Consider the following 26,351-nt stretch of genomic DNA (forward strand, 5'->3'; position numbering starts at 1 on the left):
GCGGCCACCCGGCACGCCGGCGGTTGGTGATCCGGCCACGGTCCCTGTCACCGCCCTTGCGGATCGCAGTCCAGCAAAAGTGGGGGAGCGGACGGCGGGTGGTTCGGGGTGATCGGGGGGCGGCGTCGATTTTTGTGCTGGCGGTCGGGTTGGTGCTGGTCGCGGCCGGGCTTGCCGGGGCGGCGGTCGGTGCGGCCCGAGTGGGCCGGCACGAGGCCCGGACCGCGGCTGATCTCGGGGCTCTGGCCGGCGCGACCCGGACCATCGAAGGCGTCGCAGCCGCCTGCGCGAGAGCGGCCGAGCTCGTCGGGGCCAACGGTGGCCGGATGACGGCCTGCCGGCTTCAGGGGCTGGACATCGTGGTCGCCGTCGAGGTGACGGTGACGCCGCTGCCCTTGCTGACACGGCGGGCGACGTCAGTTGCTCGTGCGGGGCCGATCTGACAGGGCGGCCAGTACCGCGTCGAGGACCGAGACGGCGCCTTTCTTGTCGAGGGGGTTGTTGCCGTTGCCGCATTTCGGGGACTGGACGCAGGAGGGGCAGCCCGTTTCGCAGCCGCACGAGGCGATCGCTTCGCGGGTTGCTGACAGCCAGGCGGTGGCGGTGGCGTAGGCGCGTTCGGCAAAACCGGCGCCGCCGGGGTGGCCGTCGTAGACGAAGACGGTCGGGGCTTCGGTGTCGGGGTGGTTCGCCGTGGAGAGGCCGCCGATGTCCCAGCGGTCGCAGGTTGCCATCAGGGGCAGGAGGCCGATCGCCGCGTGTTCGGCCGCGTGGAGGGCGCCCGGGATGTCCGGCGGTTCGACGCCGGACGCGTCCAGGAGGCGCGGGGAGATGGTGAACCAGACGGCGACCGTACGCAGGTCACGGGGTGGGAGGTCGAGGGGGCGGGTGTCGATGACCTCGCCCGTGCTGAGGCGGCGGCGCTGGTAGGAGACGACCTGGTTGGTCACGTCGACCTCGCCCAGGAAGAGGCCCACCGGGCCCGCATCCACGTATTCGCGGACCGACACGACCGCCAGGTCCGTCACGTCGCGGGCGTGGGTCGACCAGTCCGGCTCGGCCGCGTGGACCAGGGCCACCGCGTCGTCGAGATCAAGGTTGTCGACCAGATAAGAGGTGCCCTGGTGGAGGTGGACCGCGCCGGTGTGGAGCATGACGTGGGACGAGCCCTGGTCGACCGTGCCGAGCAGGCGGCCGGTGGACGACTCGACCACCGAGACCGGGCCGCCGCCGGTGCCGCGGAGGTCGACCTCGGGGCGGCCGCGGTGGGTCCAGTACCAGCCGGACGGGCGGCGGCGCAGGGCGCCGGAAGCGGTCAGCGCCTCGACCGCCTCCAACGCCGGTGTGCCACCGAACAGCAAAAGGTCGGCCTTCGTCAGTGGCGCCTCGGACGCCGCGCAGCAGAGCTGAGGGCCGAGCACGTAGGGGTTGGACGGGTCCAGGACCGTTGCCTCGACCGGGCGGCCGAAGAGCGCCTCGGGGTGGTGCACCAGGTACGTGTCCAGCGGATCGTCACGGGCGATCAGCACAGCCAGCGCCTCACCACCAGCGCGGCCGGCCCGGCCCGCCTGCTGCCACAGCGACGCCCGTGTGCCGGGGTAGCCGCAGATCAGGACCGCGTCGAGGCCGACGAGGTCGACGCCGAGTTCGAGGGCGTTGGTCGACGCCAGGGCGAGCAGCTCACCGGAGAGGAGGGCTCGTTCGATGGCCCGGCGGTCCTCCTTCAGATAGCCGGCCCGGTACGCCGCGACACGATCGCCGAGCCCCGGCACCGCCTCGTGCAGGCCGCGACTGGCCATCGAGGCGACAACCTCCGCGCCGCGGCGGGAGCGGATGAAGGCCAGGGTGCGGGTGCCCGCCACGACCGCGTTGGTCAGGAGGTCAGCCGTCTCGGACAGCGCCGAGCGGCGTACGGGAGGCATCTCGATGTTGAGGTCGTCGAGGGACGGGGGCAGCAACGGCGGCTCCCACAGCGCGAAGGTCACTGCCCCGCGAGGGGAGGCGTCCTCGGTCACGGCCTCCACCGGAAGGCCGGTCAGGCGGGATGCCGCGTCCGCCGGATCACCCGAGGTTGCCGAGGCCAGGATGAACGTCGGCGAGCTGCCGTAACGGGCCGCCACCCGGCGCAGGCGGCGCAGGACGTGGGCCACGTGGGAGCCGAACACGCCGCGGTAGCTGTGGCACTCGTCGATCACGACGTACGAGAGGCGACGGAGAAAAGCACCCCAGCGGGCGTGGCCCGGCAGGAGGGCGTGGTGCAGCATGTCAGGGTTCGTCAGGACAAAACGAGAGTGCTGGCGGATCCACTCACGTTCCTCGCGGGGAGTGTCACCGTCGTATGTGGCCGGCCGGATCCCGTCGAGTCCCAGGCGGGTCAGGGCGCGCAGCTGATCGGCGGCCAGCGCCTTGGTCGGCGAGAGATACAACACCGTCGCACGCGGGTCGTCCAGCAAGGTGGTCAGCGCGGGCATCTGGTACGCCATCGACTTGCCCGACGCCGTGTCCGTGGCCAGCACCACATGCGTTCCGTCGTGGGCGAGTGTCGCCGCCGACGCCTGGTGCTCCCACGGCGCCGAGATGCCCCTGTCCTCGTACGCGGAGATCAGCGGGCGGGCCAGCCAGCCGGGCCACGACGTCGTCCGCCCGGCACGGGCGGCGATCCGCTCGACGTGGGTGACGGGGGAATCGCTCGTGCGATGGCGTAGCCGATCGAGGAGTTCTGCAGGTCCGAACCGGGGTGATGCGCCGCGGGCGGCCGGAATGTCCGGGACGGTCGTGGTCACGTCCTGCACTGTGACACCGGTATGGCCTGAACCTCAAACGGGTACGACGGAGGTGCCGACGCGTCGCTCCCGGACCGACGGTGGTTAGATTCGTCGTGGAGATCGGCTGCCTGAAGGCTTGCCCTGTTAGGGAGGAGGACCGATGGAGCTGTCGCTGACCACCCGGACCGTCGGCGAGCACACGGTGCTCGACGTCGGCGGAGAGGTCGATGTCTACACCGCGCCGCGCCTGCGTGAACGCCTGGTCGAGCTGGTCGACGGCGGTTCGCGCAACATCGTCGTGGATCTCGCTCGTGTCGACTTTCTCGACTCCACCGGTCTCGGTGTGCTGGTCGGCGCCCTGAAGAGGCTGCGCGCCGCCAACGGCACCTTCGGCCTGGTCTGTTCGAAGGAACCACTGCTCAAGATCTTCCGGATCACCGCGCTCGACCAGGTGTTCCCGATCTTCCCCTCCGTCGAGGCGGCCATCTCGACGTCGGCCGGAGATGGCGTCGACAACCCCCCGACGGCGTGATGGCGACGGTCCGGCTCTCGTTCTCCCCGGCGCCGGTGCATGTCCGCACCGCCCGGCTGGTCGGCGTCGCGGTGGCCCGGCGGGCGGGAGTCGCCGAGGAGCTGCTCGACGAGGTCCGGCTCGCGATCGGTGAGGCCTGCACCCGTGCGGTCGCCCTGCATCGCCAGTACGGCCTGCCCGACCTGGTCATGGTCGAGATGTCCGACTCCGACGCGTACACGGTGCGGGTGATCGACCGTGCGCCGATCGAGGCGAGCGTCGGTCTCACCAAGCTGCCGCCGGATGAGCTGGCCGACGAGTCGCTCACCGACGAGGCGCTGACCACCGGTGTCGGCTTCGCCCTGCTCGCCGGTTTTGTGGACGATCTGCAGGTTCGTCCGGTCGAAGAGGGCGCCGGGACCGAGGTCCGCATGGTCTGGCCCGTCAGCCGGCACTGACACCGCGCCGCTTCAGGCGGACGAATCGCCGCTCAGCGCATAAAAGCCGCCGCTCGGCGCAAAGGCCGGGAAACTCCGAAGGGGACCCCGGAGCCTAAGCCTTGAACGAATCGGGCGCCAACCGCTAACACAGCGGTAAACATCACCACGACACGGCCGGATCCAGGTGTGACCATTGCCACGTCTGGCCGTTACAGTACGCCGGTAATCAGCTACTGCTCCCTGGTCCCGCGTCCGTGGGACCTGGTTGTCGTCTCCTCGAGCAGGGAGTGCGCCCGGAGGTCTCGTCCGCTGTCCGGGTGTTGTCGGTGTACAGGAGGACATTGATGTCCGGGACCTCCATAACCCTCGCCGCGGAAAGCGGCGGGGTGTCCCTCAGCAGTGACAACGTCACGTTTGTCATCGTCGCGATCGTCTTCGCGCTGGTGGCTCTGGCCTTCGCTGCTGTTTTCGTCAAATCGGTGCTCGCTGCCGGTCGCGGCACGACCAACATGCAAGAAATCGCGGGGGCGGTGCAGGAAGGCGCGTCCGCGTACCTGTTCCGGCAGTTCAAGACTCTCGCCATCTTCGTGGTGATCGCGGTCGTACTGCTGTTCCTCCTGCCGGTGCACGACACCGACAGCGAGACGGCGGTGAAGGTCGGCCGGTCGCTGTTCTTCATCGTCGGTGCGGTCTTCAGCTCGTTCATCGGTGGTGCGGGCATGGCCCTCGCCACCCGCGCCAACCTGCGGGTCGCCGCGGCGGCCGGCGAGTCCGGTGGTCGTGAGAAGGCCATGGGCATCGCCTTCCGCACCGGTGGTGTGGTCGGCTTCCTCACCGTGGGCCTCGGCCTCTTCGGTGGCGCGCTGGTCGTGCTCATCTACCGCAGCGACGCCCCGACCGTGCTCGAGGGCTTCGGCTTCGGCGCCGCGCTGCTCGCCATGTTCATGCGGGTCGGCGGCGGCATCTTCACCAAGGCCGCCGACGTCGGTGCGGACCTGGTCGGCAAGGTCGAGCAGGGCATCCCGGAGGATGACGCGCGGAACCCCGCGACCATCGCCGACAACGTGGGCGACAACGTCGGCGACTGTGCCGGCATGGCCGCCGACCTCTTCGAGTCGTATGCGGTCACGCTGGTCGCGGCCCTGATCCTGGGCCAGGCCGCGTTCGGTCAGGACGGCCTGATCTTCCCGCTGATCGTCTCGACGGTCGGTGTGGTCATCGCGATCGTCGGTGTGTTCATCACGCGTCTGCGGGCCTCGGACAAGAACGGCCTGACGGCCATCAACCGGGCGTTCTACATCTCGGCCGTGCTGTCCGCGGTCATCGTGGCGATCATCAGCTTCATCTACCTGCCGTCGACCTTCGCCGGCTTCGGCACGGACGCTGCGATCGACGCCGACGTGATCGCCAGCGGCGCCAACCCGCGCTGGGTCGCGATCGGCGCCGTGGTCATCGGCATCGTGCTGGCCGCCGCGATCCAGGCGCTGACCGGTTACTTCACCGAGACCGAGAAGCGCCCGGTGCAGGACATCGGCAAGTCGTCGCAGACCGGCGCGGCCACTGTGGTGCTCGCCGGCATCAGCGTCGGCCTCGAGTCGGCCGTCTACTCGGCGCTGCTGATCGGCGCCGGCGTCTTCGGCGCGTACCTGCTCGGCGGCACGTCGATCACGCTGTCGCTGTTCGCGGTGGCGCTGGCCGGCACCGGCCTGCTGACCACCGTCGGCGTCATCGTCGCGATGGACACGTTCGGCCCGATCTCCGACAACGCGCAGGGCATCGCCGAGATGTCCGGTGACGTCGACGAGAAGGGCGCGCAGATCCTGACCGAGCTCGACGCGGTCGGCAACACCACCAAGGCGATCACCAAGGGCATCGCGATCGCCACGGCCGTTCTCGCCGCGACGGCGCTGTTCGGTTCGTACACGAACACCCTGCAGTCCTCGCTGGCGGAGGCGGGCATCTCGCCCGACCGGATCGGCACCGAGATCCTCAACCTGCTGAACATCAGCAACCCGCGCAACCTGGTGGGTCTGCTGATCGGCGCGGCGGTGGTGTTCCTCTTCTCCGGTCTGGCCATCAACGCCGTCTCGCGGTCCGCGGGTGCGGTCGTGATGGAGGTTCGCCGCCAGTTCCGCGAGTTCCCCGGCATCATGGAGCGCACCCAGCGCCCCGAGTACGGCAAGGTTGTCGACATCTGCACGCGGGACGCCCAGCGTGAGCTGCTCACCCCGGGTCTGCTCGCCATCCTGGCGCCGATCGCGGTGGGCTTCGGCCTGGGCGCCGGCGCGCTGGCCTCGTTCCTCGCCGGTGCGATCGGTGCGGGCACCCTGATGGCCGTCTTCCTGGCCAACTCCGGTGGCGCGTGGGACAACGCCAAGAAGCTGGTCGAGGACGGCGCTCACGGGGGCAAGGGCTCCGAGGCGCACGAAGCGACCATCATCGGCGACACGGTGGGTGACCCCTTCAAGGACACCGCCGGTCCGGCCATCAACCCGCTGCTCAAGGTCATGAACCTCGTGTCGTTGCTGATCGCACCGGCCGTGGTCTCGCTGAGCATCGGCAAGGACGCCAACACCCCGGTCCGGATCATCCTCGCGGTCGTCTCCGCGCTGATCGTCGCGGGTGCGGTCGTGTGGATCAAGAGCAAGCCCATCTCCATGGGCGAGGACGCACCGACGACGGAGACGCCGTCGGAACGCATCAGCGCCTGATCAAGATCGACGTACGGAGGGCACCCGGCACTCGCCGGGTGCCCTCTTCCGTGTGTTGGCCGTAGTCTGCAACCCATGCGCACGGCCCGCTCCGCACCCTTACTCATCGTTCTCTCGTTCGTCGTGACACTGGGTGGTTGCGCCGGCGGTCCCGCACCCCGCGCGTGGGCCGCCTCGGTCTGCACGGTGCTGTCGCCGTGGCGGAGCGAGATAGGCACCCTGACGACGCGTACCCAGCAGCAGATGACGGCCGAGACGACGCCGGCACAGGCGAAGGAAAACCTGATGCGGCTCTTCGGAGGCGCCGAGTCGGCGAGCGAGAAGGCCCGCGCCGGCGTCCAGAAGGCGGGCGTGCCCGACGTCGACGAGGGTAAAGAGGTCGCCGACAGCTTCACCACCTCGCTCAGTGCGATGCGTGACGCGTACGGCCGGGCCAGGACCGGTGTCGAAGGCCTCGCGACCAGCCCGTCGAAAGATTTCTACTCGAAGGTGCAAGCGGTCGTGGCGACCCTGAACACCGAGTACAAAGAGAGCGAACTGGACACCAGCCGACTGGACTCCGAAGAGCTCAAGAAGGCGTTCGACGAGGCCCCCGAATGCCGATGACTCCGCGCCGATGATTTCGCGCCGATGATGGAGCGCCGCTGACCATGACCGATCCCGGGTGGCCGCTGATTCCGCGCGAGGTTCTGCCCGCGCCGGTTCAGCCCGCCCAGCGGGGCCGGCGGCGGACGATCACCTCCGTCCCGGCCGGTCGCCAGCTGTCGATCTTCGGGGTCGAGGCCGCGGATCCCTCCCTCGCCGATCTTGCCGGTCTGCTGGCGGGTCCCGGCCGCCTCGGCCGGATGGGCGGTACGGCCAGAGTCTCGGTCCGGGTCGACGCGGCCTGGCGTGTCCACGTGCTGGTCGAGGAGCTCGTGTCGCGGGGCCTGGTCGTCAACTGGGCGCCGGTCGCGGCCGAGCCCGTGGAGGAGCAGGTGGCGGAGCTCACGGCGGAGCCGTTCGAGCAGACGCTGGCGCCGGACGAGGACCAGGATCAGCCGCTCGAAACAGCGCCTGTAGATAAAGAGGAGAAGGCTGCCGCTGCGACAGTCGCGTTCGAGGTGCGGACCGCGTACAGCAGCAGGTTGAACGGGCTGGCCCGCGCCTGGCCGCCGGCCGCCGACAAGCTCTTCCTCAGCGGGCCGCGGCTCCGGCTGTGGGTCGCCGCGGCGGGCGCGCCGCGGCCCCAGGGATACGCGCTCGGTCTGGATCCCGACGGGATTCTTGACAAGACCGCCGACGCCGCGCTGACCCGGGCCGGGCTCGCCGGCACGATCCAGGAGGGTCCGGCGTACGTCATCGCAGGTCGGAGACGTCTCGCACGGCTCGCCGAGCTGGTCGGCGAACGGCCGTCAGCAGCACCCGAAAGGTTGTGGCCGGGCAGCGCAGCTGCATGACCTTCCCCGATTGTGTACGACACGACGCCATGTTCCCGGTGTACGGTGTCGCCGTCGGACGCATGCGGTGGCCGGACCGTTACCATCCGACTTCCCCATGCCCGGGGAATGTGTGCTCGTCCGGCGCGTTACGTTGAACGTCCGCGTGTCCGTCGTCCGCGACGGACCGCCGAATGAGCGAGAAGTGTGGGAGTGCCCGTGCCGGAGAAAGCCAGGACGACCCGTCTGGTCATCGTCGAGTCCCCGTCGAAGGCCAAGACGATCGCCGGCTACCTGGGGCCCGACTATTTTGTCGAGGCCTCCTTCGGGCATGTCCGTGACCTGCCGCGCAACGCCGCCGACGTGCCCGCGAAGTACAAGGGCGAGTCGTGGGCGAGGCTCGGTGTCGACGTCGACAACGGCTTCCACGCGCTCTACGTCGTCTCCCAGGACCGCAAGCAGCAGATCGCCAAGCTGACCAAGCTGGCCAAGGAAGTCGACGAGATCCTGCTCGCGACGGATGAGGACCGCGAGGGCGAGGCCATCGCCTGGCACCTGGTCGAGACGATCAAGCCCAAGGTCCCGATCAAGCGGATGGTCTTCCACGAGATCACCAAGTCGGCCATCCAGGCCGCGGTGGCCAACCCGCGCGAGATCGACCGCGACCTGGTCGACGCGCAGGAGGCCCGGCGTATCCTGGACCGCCTCTACGGGTACGAGGTCAGCCCCGTCCTGTGGAAGAAGGTGATGCCCCGCCTGTCCGCCGGGCGCGTCCAGTCCGTGGCGACACGGATCGTGGTCGAGCGTGAGCGGCAGCGGATGGCGTTCCGGTCGGCGGAGTACTGGGACATCAACGCCCAGCTCGCGGTGACCGGCAAGGTCGAGGGCACCCGTTCGTTCAGCGCCACCCTGGTCGCGCTGGACGGCGACCGCATCGCGACCGGCCGTGACTTCGAGCCGACGACGGGCAAGGTCAAGCCCGGTGCCGGCGTGGTCCACCTCGACGGCGACGGGGCCCGTGGGCTCGCGGCGCGTCTCGAGGACCGCCCGTTCACCGTCACCCGGGTCGAGGAGAAGCCGTACAGGCGCAAGCCGTACGCGCCGTTCATCACCTCGACGCTGCAGCAGGAAGCCGCCCGCAAGATGCGGTTCTCCTCGTCGCAGACCATGCGGACGGCCCAGCGGCTGTACGAGAACGGCTACATCACCTACATGCGTACGGACTCGGTGAACCTGTCCGAGACCGCGATCACCGCCGCCCGCCGCCAGATCGCCGAGCTGTACGGCGCGAACAACGTGCCGCCGCAGCCCCGCCGGTACACCGGCAAGGTGAAGAACGCGCAGGAGGCGCACGAGGCGATCCGTCCCGCGGGTGACAACTTCCGCACCCCCGGCGAGGTTGCCAACGAGCTCTCCACCGACGAGTTCAAGCTCTACGAGCTGATCTGGCGCCGGACGGTCGCGTCGCAGATGACCGACGCCGTCGGCAACTCCGTCTCGGTGCGGATCCGCGCGATCTCCACCGCGGGCGAAGAGGTCGACTTCGGCGCCAGCGGCAAGACGATCACCGACCCCGGCTTCCTGCGGGCGTACGTGGAGTCCTCCGACGACGAGAACGCCGAGGCCGAGGACGCCGAGCGTCGCCTGCCGAACCTCGTCAAGGACCAGGCGCTGACGGCCGAGGAGCTCAACGCGGTCGGTCACCACACCTCGCCGCCCGCCCGCTACACCGAGGCCTCGCTGGTCAAGGCCTTGGAAGAGCTCGGCATCGGCCGCCCGTCGACGTACGAGTCGATCATGCGGACGATCCAGGACCGCGGGTACGTGGAGAAGCGCGGTCAGGCGCTCATCCCGTCGTTCATCGCCTTTGCGGTCATCGGCCTGCTCGAGGGGCACTACCCGCGGCTGGTCGACTACAACTTCACCGCCGCGATGGAGACCCAGCTCGACGACATCGCCGGTGGCGACCACGCCGCGCTGGACTTCCTCACCTCCTTCTACTTCGGCAGCGACCTCGGCGCGGACGACTCGATCGCCAAGGCCGGCGGCCTGAAGAAGATGGTCACCGAGAACCTCACGAACATCGACGCCCGCGCGATCAACTCGATCCCGCTCTTCAAGGACGACGACGGTCGTAACGTCGTGGTCCGGGTCGGTCGTTTCGGGCCGTACCTGCAGCGGGCGCTGCCGGACGCCGATGTGGAGGCGCCGGAGGACCGGGTCTCGATCCCGGAGGGCCTCGCACCCGACGAGCTGACGGTCGAGAAGGTCACCGAGCTGTACCTCGGCGGTGGCGGCGAGCGCAGCCTCGGCGACGACCCGGCGACGGGCGAGCCGGTCGTGCTCAAGTCCGGCCGCTTCGGTCCGTACGTCTCGAGCGGTGAGAAGAAGTCCTCGCTGTTCAAGACGCAGACGCCGGACACGCTCACCCTCGAGCAGGCGCTGCGGCTGCTGGAGCTCCCGCGGGCGGTCGGCAAGGACCCGGCGGGTGAGGAGATCGTCGCGGCCAACGGGCGTTACGGCCCGTACGTGAAGCGCGGCAACGACTTCCGCTCGCTGGAGAACGAGGACAAGCTCTTCACGGTCACGCTGGACGAGGCACTCGCCCTGCTGGCGGCCCCGAAGACCCGTCAGCGCAAGGCGGCGGCACCGCCGCTGCGGGAGATGGGCGTCGACCCGGCCACCGAGAAGCCGATGGTCATCAAGGAAGGCCGCTTCGGCCCGTACGTGACGGACGGCGAGTTCAACGCCTCGCTGCGCCGCGGTCAGACGCCCGAGGAGCTGACCATCGAGCAGGCGTCCGAGATGCTCGCCGAGAAGCGCGCCAAGGGCCCGGCCCCCAAGAAGAAGGCCGCCGCCAAGAAGGCCCCGGCCAAGAAGGCAGCGGCCGACGCCCCGGCGAAGAAGACCGCAGCCAAGAAGGCGCCGGCCAAGAAGGCGACCCCGGCCAAAAAGGCCACCAACGCCGCCCCCGCCGCCAAAAAAGCCGCAGCGAAGAAGGCCGCACCCGCAAAGGCCACCGCCAACGCCGAGTAACAGCCCTGTGGACGAGCCTGTGGATAACTTTCCTCAGGCTCCCAGGACCCGGTTGAGGTAGGCGTTCGAGAAGACCCGGCCGGGGTCCAGTTCGTCCCGGGCGGCCAGGAAGTTGTCGAACTTCGGGTACGCCTTCCGCAGCGAATCGGCGTCCCGGTAGTGCATCTTGCCCCAGTGCGGCCGGCCGCCGAGGGGTTCGCAGACCGCCTCGAACGCCCGGAAGTACGGCTCGTACGGGCTGCCGGAGAACTGGTGCACGGCGATGTAGGCGGAGTCGCGGCCGTAGCCGTGCGACAGCCACACGTCGTCCGGCCCGGTGAAGCGCACCTCGACCGGGAACTGCACCTTGAACGGGAGCTTCTCGATGATCCGGGGCAGGGCGGACAGCGCCTCGGACAGGCACTCGCGGGGGATCTCGTACTCCATCTCGGTGAAGTGGACCCGTCGGGGCGTACAGAAGACGCGGTCGGACCGGTCCGTGTAGGTCCGGGCCGTCAGGGCGCGGGCGGCGACCGCGCTGATCGTCGGCACGGCAGCCGGAAGCACGCGGCCCAGGCGGCAGACGCCCTGGAAGACGGTGTTGGCCAGCAACTCGTCGTCGAGCCAGCCGCGGAAGCGGGGCAGCGGCCGGTCCGACACCGGCACCTTGTTGTTGCGCTTGAGCTGCGCCCGGTCCGTGTACGGGTACCAGTAGAACTCGAGGTGGTCGTTGGTCGCGATCTGCTCGTCCAGCCCGGCCAGCACCTCGACCAGCGGCAGCGGCCGTTCGTCGGCGAGCAGGGTGAACGCCTCGACACACCGGAGAGTGACTTCGACCAGGACGCCGAGCGCGCCGATGCCGAGCCGTGCCGCCGGGAAGAGCGGGTCGGTGGAGTCGATCTTCCGAACCACACCGGCGCCCGTGACGACGGTGACCGACTCGACGCACGAGGCCAGCGTCGAGTGGGACTGGCCGCTGCCGTGCGTACCGGTGGAGATCGCGCCGGCGACGGTCTGCTGGTCGATATCGCCCAGATTGGGCATCGCCAGGTTGTTCTCCGCCAGGAGTTTGTTCAGCCGGTACAGGGGCATCCCGGCCTGCACCGTCACCAGGTTTCCGGCGATGGACACCAGCTCACCGAGCCGGTGCAGCAACATCCGGTGATCGTCGGCGACGGCGATGGCGGTGAACGAATGCCCACTACCGACGGTTTTCACCTTGTGTCCGGTGGCGGACGCCTCCTTGACGAGGGCCGCCACCTCGTCGACGCTGCCAGGGGTCAACACTTCGACGGCGACCGAATTCTGGTTGCCACCCCAGTTGCGCCAGTGACGCGCGGCTACGGGGGGTGAATTGTCACTGGTCATTCCGGCTATGTCCTCCCGACGAGCGGACAGTCGCACAAAACCGGGAATGCCGCGTGTCCCCGGCGTCCCGTCGATGCGTCTCGCTCGTTGATCCGAGTAACGTTCCGATTATCACTGCTGAGAGGGAGTGGCGACGCGTGTCGACACCAACCGTCACCACCGGACCGCTGCGGCGGGTTCCGGTGCAGGGCAGAAGCGTTGCCCGGGTCCAGCGCATGCTCGACGCCTGCGCGGAGCTGGTGGACGAGGTCGGGTACGAGGGCCTGACCACGACCCTGCTCGCCGAGCGGGCCGAGGTAGCCATCGGCTCGGTCTACCAGTTCTTCCCCGACAAGCGGGCCATCGTCCAGGCCCTCGCCATGCGCAACATGGACGCGTACCTGCAGAGTCTGTCGGCACGCTTCGCCAACGAGACGTTCGCCCACTGGTGGGACGGCGTGGACGCGGCGATAGACGCCTACATTCACATGCACCGCAGCGTGCCGGGCTTCCGGACGCTGCACTTCGGCGACGTGGTGGACCTCCATCTGCTCGACGCCGAGCGTGACAACAACGCCGTCATCGGTGACCGGCTCGCCGAACTCCTGGTGGACCAGTTCCAGCTGATGGACCGTGGCCGGCTCCGGTTCGCGCTGCTGATCGCCGTCGAGGCGTCGGACGCGCTGATCAAGCTGGCGTTCCGGCGCGACGTGACCGGTGACGAGGCCGTGCTGACCGAGGCCAAGGCGCTGATCAGGGAATACCTGCACCGTCACGTTCCCGCGTGACGCGCTAACCGAGGAACGCATACCCCTCTCCCCGGTACGTCGGGGTCGGCGCCGCGGTGTCGCCGTCAACGAGGTGCACCTCGTTGACGTGCTCACACAGCTCGCCGGCCTTGGCGTGGCGGAACCACACCCGGTCACCGGGTTGCAACTCGTCGGCCGCGGCGCCGACCAGTGGCGTCTGCACCTCACCGGCGCCCTCGTCGCCGCGGAAGCGCAGGCCCTCGGGCAGCCACGGCGTCGGCTGCCGCGACGTCCCGGGCGGTCCCGAGGCGATCCAGCCGCCACCCAGCACGGTGGCGATCTTCGGCGCCGGGCGGCGGACCACCGACAGCGCGAAGAACGCCGCCGGTGTGGGCTGCCACGTGCGATAGGCGTCGAACAGCGTCGGGCCGTAGAGGCCGGAACCCGCGGCGATCTCGGTCACCGACGGGTCCGACGCGGTGGCCGCCATGCTGCCCGTGCCGCCACCGTTCACAAACTCGAGGTCGACGTGCTCGCGGACCGCCCGGACCGCGGCCATCCGGCGTTTGAGCAGCTCGGGCAGGCTGCGCCGTTGCATCATCCGGATGCCCCGGGCTCGCAGCGCCTGACCCGGCGGCTTGTCACCGAGCCCGGCGATGTGCGCCTCGTAGGCCATCATCCCGACCAGCTTGAAACCCTGCCGCTTGACCAGTTTGGCGGCGAGCGAGCCGGCCTGCGCTGCCGAGTGAATGGGAGACCGCCGGACCCCGATGTGCAGCGGACCGGCGGGCCGCCAGGACGCGTCCAGCTCCAGGCAGATCCGCACGTCAGGACGTTGCCCGGGCGCGGCGACGGCGTCGACCAGGTCCAGGTGGGCGGGATTGTCGACCATGATGGCGATCGCGGCGGCCAGTTGCGGATCCGAGGCCAGTTCCGCGATCGCGGTCCGATCAACACTCGGGTACGCGACCAGCACGTCATCCGTGACGCCGCTGCGCACGAGCCAGATCGCCTCCGGCAACGTGTACGCCATCACTCCTGACCAGCCCGGACGGGCCAGGACGCGCTCGAGGAGGGCGCGGACGCGTACCGATTTGCTGGCGACCCGGATGGGTTTCCCGGCCGAGCGGACCGACAGCGCGGACGCGTTCGCGTCGAACGCGGCCAGGTCCACGACGGCGAGCGGTGTCTCCAGGTGCCCGGTTGCACGATCCAGGCGCTTCCGCAGGGCACTGCGTTCGACGATCACGCCAGCAACTTAACCGCTGGCGGTCTTATGCGAAACACCTTCATTTATGCGCCACCCGAACGAGCGCAACCACGGTGAGCTGCGACCGCCCGTTAGAGTGCTTCGAGCAGTGACCACGGGGAGGTAAGAGCCATCAGCACCGAAACGAGCTCAGCACGCCAGGAAACGGGACCGGTAGACCTCTCGGGGGCCGCCGCTCTGCGTTCCGTCCTGCGGATCCGGCCCTTCCGCCGGCTGTGGCTCGTGCTCAGCGTGGCCTCGTTCGGCGACTGGATCGGCACCCTCGCCACCGCGCTCTTCGCCTCCCAGCAGGTGACCGGCAGCGTGGCCCAGGGCAGCGCTTTCTCCAGCACGATCGCGATCCGCCTGCTGCCCGCCCTCCTGCTCGGCCCGATCGCGGGTGTCATGGCCGACCGGTTCGACCGGCGCTACACCATGGTCATCTGCGACATCCTGCGCTTTGTCATCTACGGCTCGATCCCCGTGGTCGCACTCTTCAGCGACTCCGGCGGCCTCACGGTCACCTGGGCGGTCATCGCGACCTTCCTCGGCGAGACCGTCACCCTGATGTGGATCCCGGCCAAGGAGGCCGCGGTCCCCAACCTCATCCCCAAGGGCCGCCTCGAGGTCTCCAACCAGCTCACCCTGATCACCACGTACGGGATCACGCCCATCCTCGCCGCACTCGCCCTCGCGGCGCTGGACGGTGTGGTCCGCGGCCCGATCGGCGGCCTGCCCGACTGGGCCGAGCCCGTCCAGATCGCGCTCTGGATCAACGCGTTCTCCCGGGCGGCCACCGCCGCGGTGGTCTTCTTCGGCATCAAGGAGATCAGCGAGGGCCATCGGGAACGCAAGGAGAAGAACGCCGAGACCTCGATGTTCCGCCAGTTCGTCGAGGGCTGGAAATACATCGGCGGCACGCCCTTCGTCCGCGGTCTCGTGCTGGGCATCTTCGGCGCGTTCGCGGGCGCCGGCATCGTCATCGGCACCGCCCGCTTCTTCACCGCCTCCCTCGGCGCCGGTGACGCGGCCTTCTACCTGCTCTTCGCGACCCTGTTCATCGGCCTCGCGATCGGCATCGGCCTCGGCCCGATGATCGTCAAGGAACTGTCGCGCCGCCGCTGGTTCGGCATGAGCATCGTGCTCGCCAGCGGCGCCGTCGGCTTCCTGTCCGTGGCGTTCCACCTGTCCATGGCGCTGTTCGGCGCGCTCTTCGTGGGCGCGGGCGCCGGCATGGCGTTCCTCGCCGGTGTCACCCTGCTCGGCGGCCAGGTCAACGACGAGGTCCGCGGCCGCGTCTTTGCCGTGGTGCAGATCGGCGCCCGCCTGGTCCTGCTCCTGGCGATCTCACTCGCCGGTCTGCTGGTCGGCCTGGGCAGCTCCCGCACGGTCTCCGCGGGCAGCATCTCCGTCGACATCTCGTCGACCCGCATCCTGCTGCTCGTCGCCGGGGTCATCGGCGTCTGGACAGGCATCAGCGCGTTCCGGCAGATGGACGACAAGCAGGGCGTACCCGTCCTCGCCGACCTCTGGAGCTCGATCCGCGGCCGCCCGCTCTCCCCGGGCGAGCAGTTCACCCGCCAGGGCATCTTCGTGGTCTTCGAAGGCGGCGAGGGCGCCGGCAAATCGACGCAGGTCACCCGCCTCTCCGAAGCCCTTATCGAAGCCGGCCATGACGTCGTCGTCACCCGCGAACCCGGCGCGACCGACATGGGCGCCCGCATCCGCAGCCTGGTCCTCTCCAACGGCGACAACTCGGACGCGCCGTCCCCGCGCGCCGAGGCCCTGCTCTACGCCGCAGACCGCGCCCACCACGTGGCGACTGTCGTCCGCCCGGCACTCGGACGCGGCGCCGTGGTGATCAGCGACCGGTACGTCGACTCCTCCCTGGCCTACCAGGGCGCCGGCCGTACGCTGCCCGTCCAGGAAATCTCCTGGCTGTCCTCCTGGGCGACCGGTGGCCTCAAACCCGACCTCGTCGTCCTGCTCGACGTCGACCCGACCGTGGGACTGAGCCGCGTCGACAGCCGCGGCCAGGGCACGGACCGGCTCGAGAGCGAATCCCGCTCCTTCCACGAACGCGTCCGCTACGCCTTCCTCGACCTGGCCTCCGCCGACCCGAAGCGCTACCTGGTCCTCGACGCGGCCCGGCCCGCGGAAGAGATTGCGGACGTGGTCGCCACCAGACTCAACAGCCTGTTGACCTCCGGCGACGACAGCCACCCGGAGCCCGCATCGACGGCGGTCCCACCCGGCCCGGACCTGAACGCCCCCGACCTGGCCGCGTCCCACGCCGGCCCGGACGAAACGCTGATCATGCAAACGGGCGCCTCGCCGGACGCCACGATGGTGATCCGCCCGGGCGCCGGCCCCGACGACACGATGCTCGTCCGACCCGCCGACTCCGACGACCCGAACGCGACGATGGTGGTCCGCGCGGCCTCCACCGACCCGAACGCCACGATGGTCGTCCGCCCGGCCTCCACGGACCCGAACGCGACCATGGTCGTCCGGGCCCCATCGTCCGACGACCCGGACGCGACGTCGGTGGTCCGTTCGCCTTCGACCGACCCGGACGCCACCTCGATCGTTCGCTCGCCTTCGACGGACCCGGACGCGACCTCGATCGTGCGGTCGCCCTCGACCGACCCGGACGCGACCTCAATTGTCCGTTTGCCCTCGACCGACCCGGACGCGACGTCGATTGTTCGTTCGCCTTCGACGGACCCGGACGCGACGTCGGTCGTTCGCTCGCCTTCGACGGACCCGGACGCGACGTCGGTCGTGCGGTCGCCGTCCACCGACCCGGATGCAACTTCCGTGGTGCGTGCGCCTGCTGACGATGCGGACGCGACGTCGGTCGTCGGACCAGCGTCCGACGATCCTGAGGCGACGACGGTCGTGGGTGCGTCTGCTGATGACTTGGAGGCGAGCTCGGTGGTGTCGTCCGCCCCCGTCGAGCAGCCTGCCGTCGCGGAGCCGGGCTCCGACGACGCGGACGCGGGCTCCGTCGGAAGTCCCGCCCCTGAGTCTGAGGAAACGACTTCTGCGGATGCGGTTACGACTTCCGCCGACGCCGACGCCGACGGGGTTTCGGCTGCGCCGGCATCTTCCGGTGACGGCGAGCTGGGGGCGGTTGACGGTGAGGTCAGTGAGCGCGCCGGTTCTGCTTCTGGGGGCGAGGGCGGGGCGCGGGGTGCTGAGCGGGTTGGTGCTGGTGAGCGGGTCGAGCGCGTGGGTGCGGTTGATGAGGATGAGACGCCGTACGAAATCTTGGAAGATCTGACCGGGAACCGGGCGCAGGCTGCCGGGGACGATGAGCCACCGCAGGTGGGCACGCGGGCGTGAAAGAGCGAGAATCGACGCCATGAGTGTGTTCGCCGACCTGGTCGGGCAGGACGAGGCTGTCGAGACGATGAGCCGGGCCGCGGCCGCCGCCGCCCGGATCGTCGCCGGTGACAACGTCACGGCCAACGGTGCGATGACCCACGCCTGGATCTTCACCGGGCCGCCGGGATCGGGCCGCTCGGTGGCCGCCCGCGCGCTGGCCGCGGCCCTGGAATGCGAACGCGACGGCACCGGCTGCGGTGAATGCCACGGCTGCCACACCGTGCTCGGCGGGACGCATGCCGACGTGCGCTTTGTGGTTCCCGAAGGCCTGTCCATCGGTGTGAACGAGATGCGCGCCCTCGTGCTGCGCGCCGGCACCGCGCCTTCCGGCGGGCGGTGGCAGGCCGTGGTGGTCGAGGACGCGGACCGGCTCACCGAGGCGGCCGGGAACGCCCTGCTCAAGGCGATCGAGGAGCCTCCTCCGCGCACCGTTTTTCTGCTCTGCACACCGTCGACCCATCCGGACGACATCTCGGTGACCATCCGCTCGCGGTGCCGGGTCGTGCCGTTGCGGCAGCCCCCGGCCGAGGCCGTGGCCGAGATGCTGGTCCGTCGTGACGGGATCGCGCCGGACGTCGCATCGTGGGCTGCGGCCGCCGCGCAGGGACATGTCGGTCGCGCCCGGCGGCTCGCGAACGACCCTGAGGCCCGTGGCCGGCGTGAGGCAGTGCTGGCCGTTCCGCGCCGGCTGACCGGTGTGGGCGCCTGCTTCGACGCGGCCTCAGCCCTGATTGCGGCCACCGAAACCGAGGCTGCCACGGCCTTCGCCGAGAACGACAGCACCGAACGGGCTGCCCTCGAGCAGGCCCTCGGCGCCGGCGGCACGGGCCGGGGCGCGGCGGGCGCGATGCGGGGTTCGGCCGGACAGATCAAGGAGCTCGAGAAGCGCCAGAAGTCCCGGTCGACACGGTCGCAGCGTGACGCCCTGGACCGTGCGCTGGTGGACCTGGCCGGCTTCTACCGCGACGTGCTGGTGACAAATCTGCGCGCACCGGTCGCGGTGGTGCACTCCGACATCGCGCAACAGTCGTCGGCCGCCGCCGAGAAGTGGTCGCCCGAAAGCACCCTGCGCCGGCTCGAGGCGATCCTGGCCTGCCGCGACGCGATCGAGCAGAACGTCAAGCCGAAGATCGCCGTCGAGGCGATGATGCTCAACCTCTGGCGCGGTTAATCCACAGGGGACGCGAAAGGCTGCACACGGGTCACTCGAACGGGTACGGTTCGGTGTCGTAACGCAACCATGGCGGTACGCCCGGTGAGGAGCCTGCGGATGCCCCGCGAGATCGACGAGGCATGGATCGACGAGGCGATCGACCGTTACCGCCGCCTCGACGTGCTGCGGGGCGAGTTCGAGAAGGCGGTCGCCGGTCACGTGGTCTCGGTGCACTCACCGGACGACTCGATCGAGGTGCTGGTGACCGCGGCGGGCGAGATCACCGACGTCCGCATCCGCGGCAGCCTGCAGCACCGCAGCGCAGCCGAGCTGGCCCGGGAGGTGCAAGCGGTGGTGACAACGGCAACCGAGGCGGCCCGCTGGGCCAGGCAGAAGCTCCACGACGAGGTGTTCGGTGCGTTCCGATCGCTGGGGGAGCGCTGATGGAAAAGCTGGCCGAGCGCTTGGACTCCGCGGCTGACGCGTTGACCACAGTGGACCGCTCGCTGTCCGCGCACGCTGCTTCCGCGAGCGCTTTCGGCGCCGACGACGAGGGTGTGCCGGGTCGCCTGGGCCGCCAGCTTCATGAACGCTGGCTGGCCGTGCTCGCCGCCCGTTCTCAGGAGGCTGCCGCCGCGGCCGCCCGGCTGACGGAACTCGCGGCGGACGTTCGCCTGGCCGCAAAGAACTACACGGAGACCGACGACGAGGTCGCCCGCCGGATCCGCCGGGGCATCTGATGGACCGACTCGACCGCATTCTCGACACGGCCGCGCCTCTGCTGCGCCGCATCGACGCCATCCTCGCCGCCGGCGGCGCGCCACCGCAGCACCGTGTGTGGGCCGAGCTGCGCCGGGTCCGGCTGCTGCCGGGTGACGCCGTACGCAGCGTGGCGGTGCTGCGGCCCGAGGAGCTGCTCGACGCGGCCCCGGAGCTTCGTGCCGACGCCCGGGCCTACGTGGTGCTTGCTGCGTCGCTCCCCGGCCCTGGTGAGTGGGCAGGCGCCGCAGCTGACAACTATGACCGGGCCCGCAGCCGAGCGGCCGACCATCTCAGCGGAACTGAACAGAGTCTGGGCGCCCGCCTGGACCGAACAGCGGACCTGGCCGACAACCTGATCGCCTGGATGCAGGACACCCGCGACGCGGTGGCCGACGCACTGGCCCAAGCTCTGAGCTCGACGGAGGCGATCGCGCTGGCCGGCGACAAGCCGGACCTGGCCTCGGCCCGCGAACTCGAGGCAGCGGCTGACGTGGCAGCTTTGCTGCTGGCCGCAGTCGCCGACGGCTGCGTCACGGCCACCGACCTCCTGCACGACACCGCCGAGCTGGCCGAAGCCCACTGAGCCGGCCGGGTTGCCATCGAGCCGGCATGGCAACGGCGCCGCGCTCGGATACCGGTTCCGAGAGCGGCGCCGCGACCTCCTGCACCCCCCGCAGGCTCAGGTCCCACTCAACGCCTCAGGCGGGGCTTTGTCGCCGGGTGCGGCTGTGAATCGGCCGCTCGGTCGAAGCAGGACAACCCCTGCGGCGTAAGCAAACCCTGCCAACGGTCGGCACGTTTCACCTCGACGGGCCATATCGAAGTTGCTCAGGGCCGAGGACGGCCCCGCATGCCGAAGACCAGCGCCGCGGCACCGGCGATCAACAGGGCCAGACCGGAGAGGGCCAGCACGTCGACGCGCGGGCCGGTGATCGGCAGGCCGCCACCGCTTCCGGCCACGTCGGACACACCGGCGCCACCGGCCGGCTCGGGGGAGACGGCGGCCACTTCGAGCAGACCCATCTCGAGGTCCAGGACAACACCGGTGCCGCTGTCCCCGTAGGCCTGCGGGTCGGAACCCTGCGTCACTGCGATGTGGATCGCGGTCGCCTTCGCGGCGATGGCGTGACCGGAAGCCGCCTGCCGGACGTCACCGAGAGAAACCTTGACGCGGGTGCCGGGGCCGGCAGCGGGAGTGGCCTCGGTGTCCGTCTCCTTGATCAGCGGCAGGTCCGGGATGGCAGGAAGACCGGGCGCAGGCGTCGGCGAGGCGGACTTCAAGCCGCCCATCTTCGGCAGACCGCTGAGCACACCCACCTTGCCGTCACCCTGGTCAGCGGGCTCGTTGGCACCTGGCGCGCCGTTCGGCGACTCGTCATCGTGCGGGGCCGTGGCGCTCTCGGAGTCCTGGCCCGGCGTCGTGTCCTCGTCGCCGCTGTCGTCGGCCGCTTCACCCGTACCGGAAAGGGATTTTGGTGTGCCCTCGTCGACGACAACCTCGATGTTGTCGCCGGCCGTGTCCAGGCGCTCGGTCTTGATGCCCTTCCCGGAGACCTCGATCACGGCAGGCAGGTATCGGACCTCGCCGCCCTTCGCGAGGGACATGCCCGCGAGCAGCGACGGCGGCTCGATCACCTTGACCTTGACGGCCCCGTCGAGCACCGACACGTCACCGCCGGTCAAAGACGCCGAGGCCACCGTCCGCGCGGCCTTCCCGCGCCCCTCGACCGCCGTGGTGCTCACGCTCGACACCTTGCGGGGTACGCGCACCAGCGGCTCGAGGACCCCGGCCCGGTTCAGTTCCGCCTCGGAGCGGGTCACGTCGCCCTCGGCCGCGCCGCAGGCCATGCCCGGGTCCCACTTGGCATGCACGGTCATCTCACCGCGCCCGAGCCGGATGGGGCCGATTTCCGTAGCGTCGATGTCGCGGCTCTTGGCCTTCTTGTGGCTCGGTGGCGCCTGCTGCTGCAGGACGTCGGTCAGGTCCTCGCGGTCCGCGGGTCCGCCGTCGAGAACCCGCGCGAGCGCCGCCGAGTTGATCGGTGACTGGGCCACCAGGGCCGACTTGGCATCACCGACACCGACATCCGTGATCGGCTTCTCCTGGCGGCCGGCCGGGCCGAGATCAAGTTTGGCGAGCCGCAGGATCCCGGAGCCGGACTGGGCGGCGTACCGCTGAGCCTGCTCGCACGGGGCCGGCGCGGCACCGGCCGGCAATGGCACCAGAAGGGCGCTGACCAGCCCGAAAGCAGCCGCAGCCGTCCGTTTCGTGGCGGTTCTCGAAGAGGCCCGGGCGGGCCCGGCGGGTGTCACAAGATCAACCCGTGCTGGCACGGCGGGCATCATCAAAAGTCCTCCCCCAAGGATTGCCGCAACGAGCGGCGTCTACGGGATGGCCCAACGAGAGTCGATGCGAAGGGGTTGCGCGGATCTATGTACTTCTGCGCCACTTCGCACCACGGGTCCGTCGCCGTAAGGTGGGTCCATGGGCATGCTGTGCGCGGTCAGCTTCAACCGGTACGGCCGTCTCTACTACCTCGATCCGGGCGAGTTCTCGCCTCAGGTCGGTGACCGCGTGTTGGTCCCGACCGACGACGGACCCGAGGTGGCGGAGTGCGTCTGGGCGGCGCAATGGGTCAGCGAGGACACCGACGGGTTCCCCAAGGTCGCCGGTCTCGCCGACGACAAGGACCTGCGCCGCGACGAGCTGCTCCGCAAACGCAAGGCCGAGGCGAAGGTCGCGGCCAAAAAGCTGATCAAGGCCCACGAACTCCCGATGAAGGTCGTGGCCGTCGATCACGTCCTGGAGCAGGGAGGCACCGGCGGCGCCCGCACCACGATCTACTTCACGGCGCCCCACCGCGTCGACTTCCGCTCCCTGGTCCGTGACCTCGGCGCGACCCTGCACTGCCGCGTCGAGCTCCGCCAGCTCTCGGCCCGCGACTCCGCCCGCGTCCAGGGCGGCATCGGCTCCTGCGGCCGCGACCTCTGCTGCGCGACCTTCCTGACGGACTTCGAGCCGGTCACCATCCGCATGGCCAAGGACCAGGACCTCCCCCTCAACCCCCTCCGCATCTCAGGCGCCTGCGGCCGCCTCATGTGCTGCCTCAAATATGAACATCCCTTGTACGCCCGTTTTCAGGCGGATGCCCCGGCTGTCGGCAGCCGGGTGACAACTCCCGAGGGTGACGGCAGGGTCGTGGCTCACAGCGTCCCGAAGGACGCGGTGGTGGTCCGCATGGACGCCGACGGCTCCCGGTGCTCCTGCAGCCGGGCCTCGGTCTGCGCTCCTCGGCAAAGCCATGATCAGCACTACGGCAGCTAAGGGGATGACCAGGCGGGTGTGAACTCCGTTTCGATCAGTGCCGCCCGCCAGGTCGGCTGACCCGCCTTCGGTCGCCCCTTTCCGCGTGGGATCACTCGGATGAAGGTGAAGGCATCTCGCAGGACTGCTCGTTGCTCCACGAGGGCGAGCTTGCCGAACTCCTCGTCGGCCGTCTCTCGTCGTCCCGCTTCGAGAACCGACTTTCGGATGCCTGCCAACTCCTCGCGGAGCCTGGCGGTGCCTGTGAGCACGGCGGCCCGCTCCAGTAGGCCCGCGGCTCGGTCCTCCACCAATTCGGCCATCAACAGCTCGATCTCGTTCTCGCGTGCCTTCAGCGGAGCCACGTCCATCGGCGCGGGCTGCTGCCCGGACATGGTCCGCCCCGTAGCCTCCATCTGCTGCAGCAACCGGGACACGACCACTCGGTCAGCGAAGTCCAGTGGGAGTTGGCAGTGTCCACGGCTCAGGGTCTCGTCCACGGGTCCTTGGCACACGTAGATCGGCGCGGAGCCGCGCTTGCTCGCGCCCATCGGCCCGCCACAAACCGTGCAGGAGGCGATCCGGGACAACAGGGTGGCCAACTTGCCCACGGTGCTGCCCGGTCGCTCGCGGCCGGCCAGGAACAGGTCCATCGCGCGCCAGGTTGTCTCGTCGACGATGGGCGTCCAGTTCCCGTCGCCCATGATTTCTCCGTACAGGGTCGACTTCGCCATGTTGCGCGGAGCCCGCAGGAGAGATCGAACGGCGACGTTGCTCCACCGGCCGGACGGGTCGTAGTCATTTCGGCGCGGTGCGCGCGCCCGGGCGGTCGCTGGGTCGGGCGCGGACGTCCTGAAGCCTGCCTCGTTCCACTCCCGGGCCACGGTCGTCAACGCCTTGCCCGCGAGCACATCCTGGTACGCCCTCAGCACGGCCGCCGCCTCCGCTCGGCGCAGCGTGCCGTCCAGTTCGTAGCCGAACGGCCGCCTGATCCACTGTGGCCGGCCGGTGCTCACCCGTAGATCGTTCGCCAGGATCTGCCGCTCGGCCTTCCGTTCCGTCTCGGCCGTTGCGACAGCGGCCAGGATGCGGGCGACCATGCGACCGACGTCAGTGGTCAGATCGATGTCGCCGGTGGCGGTGGCCAGGCCGATGTCGCGTTCCAGCGCCAGGTCGATCAAGAACTCGAGATCCTTGAGTGAGCGGGTCACGCGGTCCAGGTGCCAGGCGACGATGAGGTCCGCCTCGCCGGCTTCGATCTTCCGGACCACACGCTGCCAACCCGGGCGATCGGCGAGGCGGACAGTGGTGGCGGAAACTGTGTCATCGACGACGTCGACCACTTCCCATCCTCTCGCCAGAGCGAGGGCGCGACACGCCAGTTCCTGGCTCTTCAGGGCCGCCCTGTTCCCGGTCCTGTCCACGCTCATGCGGAGGTAGAGCACAGCGCGCAAGGTCGTGCGGGTCAGCGCGGCGGACTGCATGGCGCGTCGTCTGGCCGCACTCTTGATACGCGGTGAACTTGTCACGCGACTAGGCTAGGAGCGCGCACCAGCGTGGTCAAGCTCAACCAGAATCCCAGGCCGCGCCTGTACTTATGGCAGCTGACTGCTGTCTGCAGCGGCCGGGCCGTCGATGATGATGGGGGGCTCGATGAGGTGGGGGGTCAGGGGTTCCTGGGGGAGCAGCCAGGAGCTGTCCGGGGTGTTGTCGGGGTCGGCGACCCACTTGTGGCAGATCTTGTCGATGCCGATGGCGTGCACGGTGAGAGTCCCGTCGGGGGAGATGTGCATGCGGAGGAAGCTTTTGGCGTCCTCGATGCCCTGGCCCGCGAAGAGCTCGTTGGTGTTGACGTCGAAGAGGCTGGCGATCAGCAGGTAGAGCGACAGCAGCTGCGTGGCCAGGTAGGCGATCACCGGCCCGTAGAGGATCGCGGCGACGATCAGGGGGCCTGGCCATTCCCAGTTACGGAACGGCAGGTGGAACCAGACCCAGGTGCCGGCGGCGGCCAGGCCGATCTGGGCGAAGCCGTGGAGCACGCCGAGGATCCAGTGGCGGGAGTGTTTGGCGGCGTCGGCGCCTGGCGGCTGGGCGAAGAGGACCGTGCCAGCGAGGATCAGCAGCAGCATGATCACCAGCGGGATGCTGAAGAGGCGTTGGAGTGTGCCGCCCTGGCTCGCTGCGCCGGCCATGGCGAGCATCGTCAGGGTTTGGATGATGCCGAGCATCGTGGCGAAGCCGGCGTTGCGGATCGGCACCTTGCTGAAGACGCCCCAGCGCAGGCGCTTGGATTCCTCGACGCTCGGGAAGCGGGAGACCAGCTTGTAGTCGCGGCTGCGGCTGGCGCTGCGGGTGAGCGTCTCCTTCGGTGGGACGGTCAGCTGCTCGGGCAAGTTGTGCGTGGCGACGAGGTAGGCCCCGCCGCCGCCACACGTGATCAGATCGCGGTCCTCGCCCGTGTAGCGCGCGTAGTGGTGCAGATCGCCGGAGACGAGCAGGCGTACCTGGGCTCCGGTCGGGGCGAGGATGGTCCGGATGAAGTAGTCGACGGCGTCGTACCGGTCGGGCTCTTTGGCGGCCTTGACCCAGACCGGCGACGGTGTCATGAGGATGACCCGGTCGTCGGGGCCGAGCTTGCGGGCCGCCTCCTCGAAGTAGAGCAGCTGCGGGTCGTCGATGTAGGCGCCGAACTGCTCGTCGATCGCGAACAGGTGCCAGTTGGCGGGCAGCTCCACCGCAAAATAGGACCTGTACTGCTGGGTGCGCCAGCCGCCGATGTGCCCGTCCTTGCGGCGCGCGAAGAGGCGGAGGAAAGCCGTCAGCCCGTCGTACCAGTCGTGGTTGCCGGGGAGGGCGAAGAGCGTGGGCTGCGGGCCGTCAGCGGGAGGCTCGGGGAGGGCGGCGCGGTAGGGGCCCTTGGTGCGGTTCTCGTAACCGTCACCGTTGGCCAGCGGGTAGACCTGGTCGCCGCCCATGAGCAGCACCTGGCCGCGGGGCAGCACCTGGCCGTCGACCTCGAGCTGCGGCTGGGCCAGCAGGTACGCCACGGAGTAGGTGGCGTGGAAGCCGTCACCCAGGTCGGCGACGTAGTCGAACCACAGCTCGCCGTCGGCGGTGCCCGGCTGGGTGAAGGCGTCGCCGGGCAGGGCGTTCTGCAGCTCGCGTTTGTCGAGGTACGCACCGAAGAGGATCGCCATCAGGGTACGCAGGCCGGTGTTGAGCAGCAGCAGCGGCGCGAGCCAGCCCACCGGTCGCTGCGGTGTGAAACCCAGCTGCTCCGGCTCCATGCTCACCGGCCGCCGCGCCGCGGAAGGTTCGGCCTCGGCGGACTGCCGGCGGTGCCGCTGAGGAGGCTCTCGATCGTTCACAAAAGGCAGACTAGTCCGGTTCCGACGCGCCGCTGACCGACCCGTTCAGGGGCACGCTCGCCGATGCCGTACACTCAATGACCGTTGCCGCCTTAGCTCAGTCGGCTAGAGCGACGCACTCGTAATGCGTAGGTCGACGGTTCGATTCCGTCAGGCGGCTCAGTACAAA

The 26,351-nt window shown here is 69.6% G+C and carries 19 protein-coding genes, 1 tRNA gene and 1 pseudogene; 15 read left to right on the top strand and 6 right to left on the bottom strand.

All coding sequences use genetic code 11. The features are described from left to right. Positions 1-98 precede the first annotated feature (98 nt). Positions 99-443, top strand: coding sequence for an Rv3654c family TadE-like protein (locus AFR_RS01920; RefSeq protein ID WP_238547223.1), 345 nt, complete (start codon positions 99-101; stop codon positions 441-443). On the opposite strand, the gene AFR_RS01925 is transcribed toward AFR_RS01920, so the two are convergent. Next, positions 417-2,792: a DEAD/DEAH box helicase gene (locus AFR_RS01925; protein WP_023357607.1), complete on the bottom strand. Its 2,376-nt coding sequence runs from the start codon at positions 2,790-2,792 to the stop codon at positions 417-419. The two genes, AFR_RS01920 and AFR_RS01925, sit on opposite strands and share 27 nt — an antisense overlap. A gap of 133 nt (positions 2,793-2,925) precedes the next feature. Here AFR_RS01925 and AFR_RS01930 point away from each other — a divergent pair, with 133 nt between their 5' ends. The 6 genes from AFR_RS01930 (at position 2,926) to topA (ending at position 10,881) form a co-directional block, all read left to right on the top strand. Next, positions 2,926-3,297 carry an STAS domain-containing protein gene (locus tag AFR_RS01930; RefSeq protein ID WP_023357608.1) on the top strand — a complete coding sequence of 124 codons (372 nt, stop codon included), beginning with the start codon at positions 2,926-2,928 and terminating at the stop codon, positions 3,295-3,297. Beyond that, positions 3,294-3,734 carry an ATP-binding protein gene (locus AFR_RS01935; RefSeq protein ID WP_041840522.1) on the top strand — a complete coding sequence of 147 codons (441 nt, stop codon included), beginning with the start codon at positions 3,294-3,296 and terminating at the stop codon, positions 3,732-3,734. Before AFR_RS01930 ends, AFR_RS01935 begins: the two co-directional genes overlap by 4 nt. Positions 3,735-4,060: 326 nt before the next feature. Continuing rightward, positions 4,061-6,427: a sodium-translocating pyrophosphatase gene (locus AFR_RS01940; RefSeq protein ID WP_041840523.1), complete on the top strand. Its 2,367-nt coding sequence runs from the start codon at positions 4,061-4,063 to the stop codon at positions 6,425-6,427. A 75-nt stretch (positions 6,428-6,502) separates the two neighbouring features. Further along, positions 6,503-7,033 carry a hypothetical protein gene (locus AFR_RS01945; protein WP_023357611.1) on the top strand — a complete coding sequence of 177 codons (531 nt, stop codon included), beginning with the start codon at positions 6,503-6,505 and terminating at the stop codon, positions 7,031-7,033. A 44-nt stretch (positions 7,034-7,077) separates the two neighbouring features. Further along, complete coding sequence (locus AFR_RS01950) at positions 7,078-7,866, top strand: hypothetical protein (protein WP_023357612.1); 789 nt, start codon at positions 7,078-7,080, stop codon at positions 7,864-7,866. Between the two features lie 198 nt (positions 7,867-8,064). Then, positions 8,065-10,881 carry a type I DNA topoisomerase gene (gene topA / locus AFR_RS01955; RefSeq protein WP_041841686.1) on the top strand — a complete coding sequence of 939 codons (2,817 nt, stop codon included), beginning with the start codon at positions 8,065-8,067 and terminating at the stop codon, positions 10,879-10,881. A 33-nt stretch (positions 10,882-10,914) separates the two neighbouring features. Here topA and AFR_RS01960 read toward each other — a convergent pair whose 3' ends face one another. After that, positions 10,915-12,228 carry a D-arabinono-1,4-lactone oxidase gene (locus AFR_RS01960; RefSeq protein WP_023357614.1) on the bottom strand — a complete coding sequence of 438 codons (1,314 nt, stop codon included), beginning with the start codon at positions 12,226-12,228 and terminating at the stop codon, positions 10,915-10,917. Between the two features lie 137 nt (positions 12,229-12,365). On the opposite strand from AFR_RS01960, the gene AFR_RS01965 reads away from it, so the two are divergent. Next, complete coding sequence (locus tag AFR_RS01965; RefSeq protein WP_041840524.1) at positions 12,366-12,995, top strand: TetR/AcrR family transcriptional regulator; 630 nt, start codon at positions 12,366-12,368, stop codon at positions 12,993-12,995. 4 nt (positions 12,996-12,999) lie between these two features. On the opposite strand, the gene AFR_RS01970 is transcribed toward AFR_RS01965, so the two are convergent. Further along, positions 13,000-14,205, bottom strand: coding sequence for an amino acid deaminase/aldolase (locus tag AFR_RS01970; protein WP_023357616.1), 1,206 nt, complete (start codon positions 14,203-14,205; stop codon positions 13,000-13,002). A 243-nt stretch (positions 14,206-14,448) separates the two neighbouring features. Here AFR_RS01970 and tmk point away from each other — a divergent pair. From tmk to AFR_RS01995, 5 genes and pseudogenes are all read left to right on the top strand, one after another. After that, a pseudogene (gene tmk / locus AFR_RS01975) lies at positions 14,449-16,521 on the top strand (dTMP kinase); the annotation flags it as partial. 1,099 nt (positions 16,522-17,620) lie between these two features. Next, the gene (locus AFR_RS01980) at positions 17,621-18,766 is read left to right on the top strand and encodes a DNA polymerase III subunit delta' (RefSeq protein WP_438829932.1); all 1,146 of its coding nucleotides are present in this window, start codon (positions 17,621-17,623) and stop codon (positions 18,764-18,766) included. Positions 18,767-18,865: 99 nt separating this feature from the next. Further along, complete coding sequence (locus AFR_RS01985; RefSeq protein ID WP_023357619.1) at positions 18,866-19,192, top strand: YbaB/EbfC family nucleoid-associated protein; 327 nt, start codon at positions 18,866-18,868, stop codon at positions 19,190-19,192. Continuing rightward, positions 19,192-19,488, top strand: coding sequence for a type VII secretion target (locus AFR_RS01990; RefSeq protein ID WP_023357620.1), 297 nt, complete (start codon positions 19,192-19,194; stop codon positions 19,486-19,488). Before AFR_RS01985 ends, AFR_RS01990 begins: the two co-directional genes overlap by 1 nt. Next, a complete protein-coding gene (locus tag AFR_RS01995) occupies positions 19,488-20,093 on the top strand; it encodes a hypothetical protein (protein WP_023357621.1) in 606 nt (201 codons plus the stop codon). Before AFR_RS01990 ends, AFR_RS01995 begins: the two co-directional genes overlap by 1 nt. A 245-nt stretch (positions 20,094-20,338) precedes the next feature. On the opposite strand, the gene AFR_RS02000 is transcribed toward AFR_RS01995, so the two are convergent. Continuing rightward, entirely contained in the window at positions 20,339-21,844 is a 1,506-nt protein-coding gene (locus AFR_RS02000) for a hypothetical protein (protein ID WP_148307850.1), read from the bottom strand. 151 nt (positions 21,845-21,995) lie between these two features. Here AFR_RS02000 and AFR_RS02005 point away from each other — a divergent pair, with 151 nt between their 5' ends. After that, positions 21,996-22,835, top strand: coding sequence for a PSP1 domain-containing protein (locus AFR_RS02005; protein WP_023357623.1), 840 nt, complete (start codon positions 21,996-21,998; stop codon positions 22,833-22,835). On the opposite strand, the gene AFR_RS02010 is transcribed toward AFR_RS02005, so the two are convergent. Further along, a complete protein-coding gene (locus AFR_RS02010) occupies positions 22,832-24,298 on the bottom strand; it encodes a recombinase family protein (protein WP_023357624.1) in 1,467 nt (488 codons plus the stop codon). The genes AFR_RS02005 and AFR_RS02010 overlap by 4 nt on opposite strands. Positions 24,299-24,409: 111 nt before the next feature. After that, positions 24,410-26,101 (bottom strand): metallophosphoesterase family protein, encoded by a 1,692-nt coding sequence (locus tag AFR_RS02015; RefSeq protein ID WP_023357625.1) that lies wholly within the window; start codon positions 26,099-26,101, stop codon positions 24,410-24,412. A gap of 167 nt (positions 26,102-26,268) precedes the next feature. Between AFR_RS02015 and AFR_RS02020 the strand changes: the two genes are divergently transcribed. Continuing rightward, positions 26,269-26,342: transfer RNA gene (locus AFR_RS02020), tRNA-Thr, on the top strand. Positions 26,343-26,351: the final 9 nt, after the last annotated feature.

The organism is Amorphoplanes friuliensis DSM 7358, assembly GCF_000494755.1.
GTDB classification, from domain to species: Bacteria; Actinomycetota; Actinomycetes; order Mycobacteriales; family Micromonosporaceae; genus Actinoplanes; species Actinoplanes friuliensis.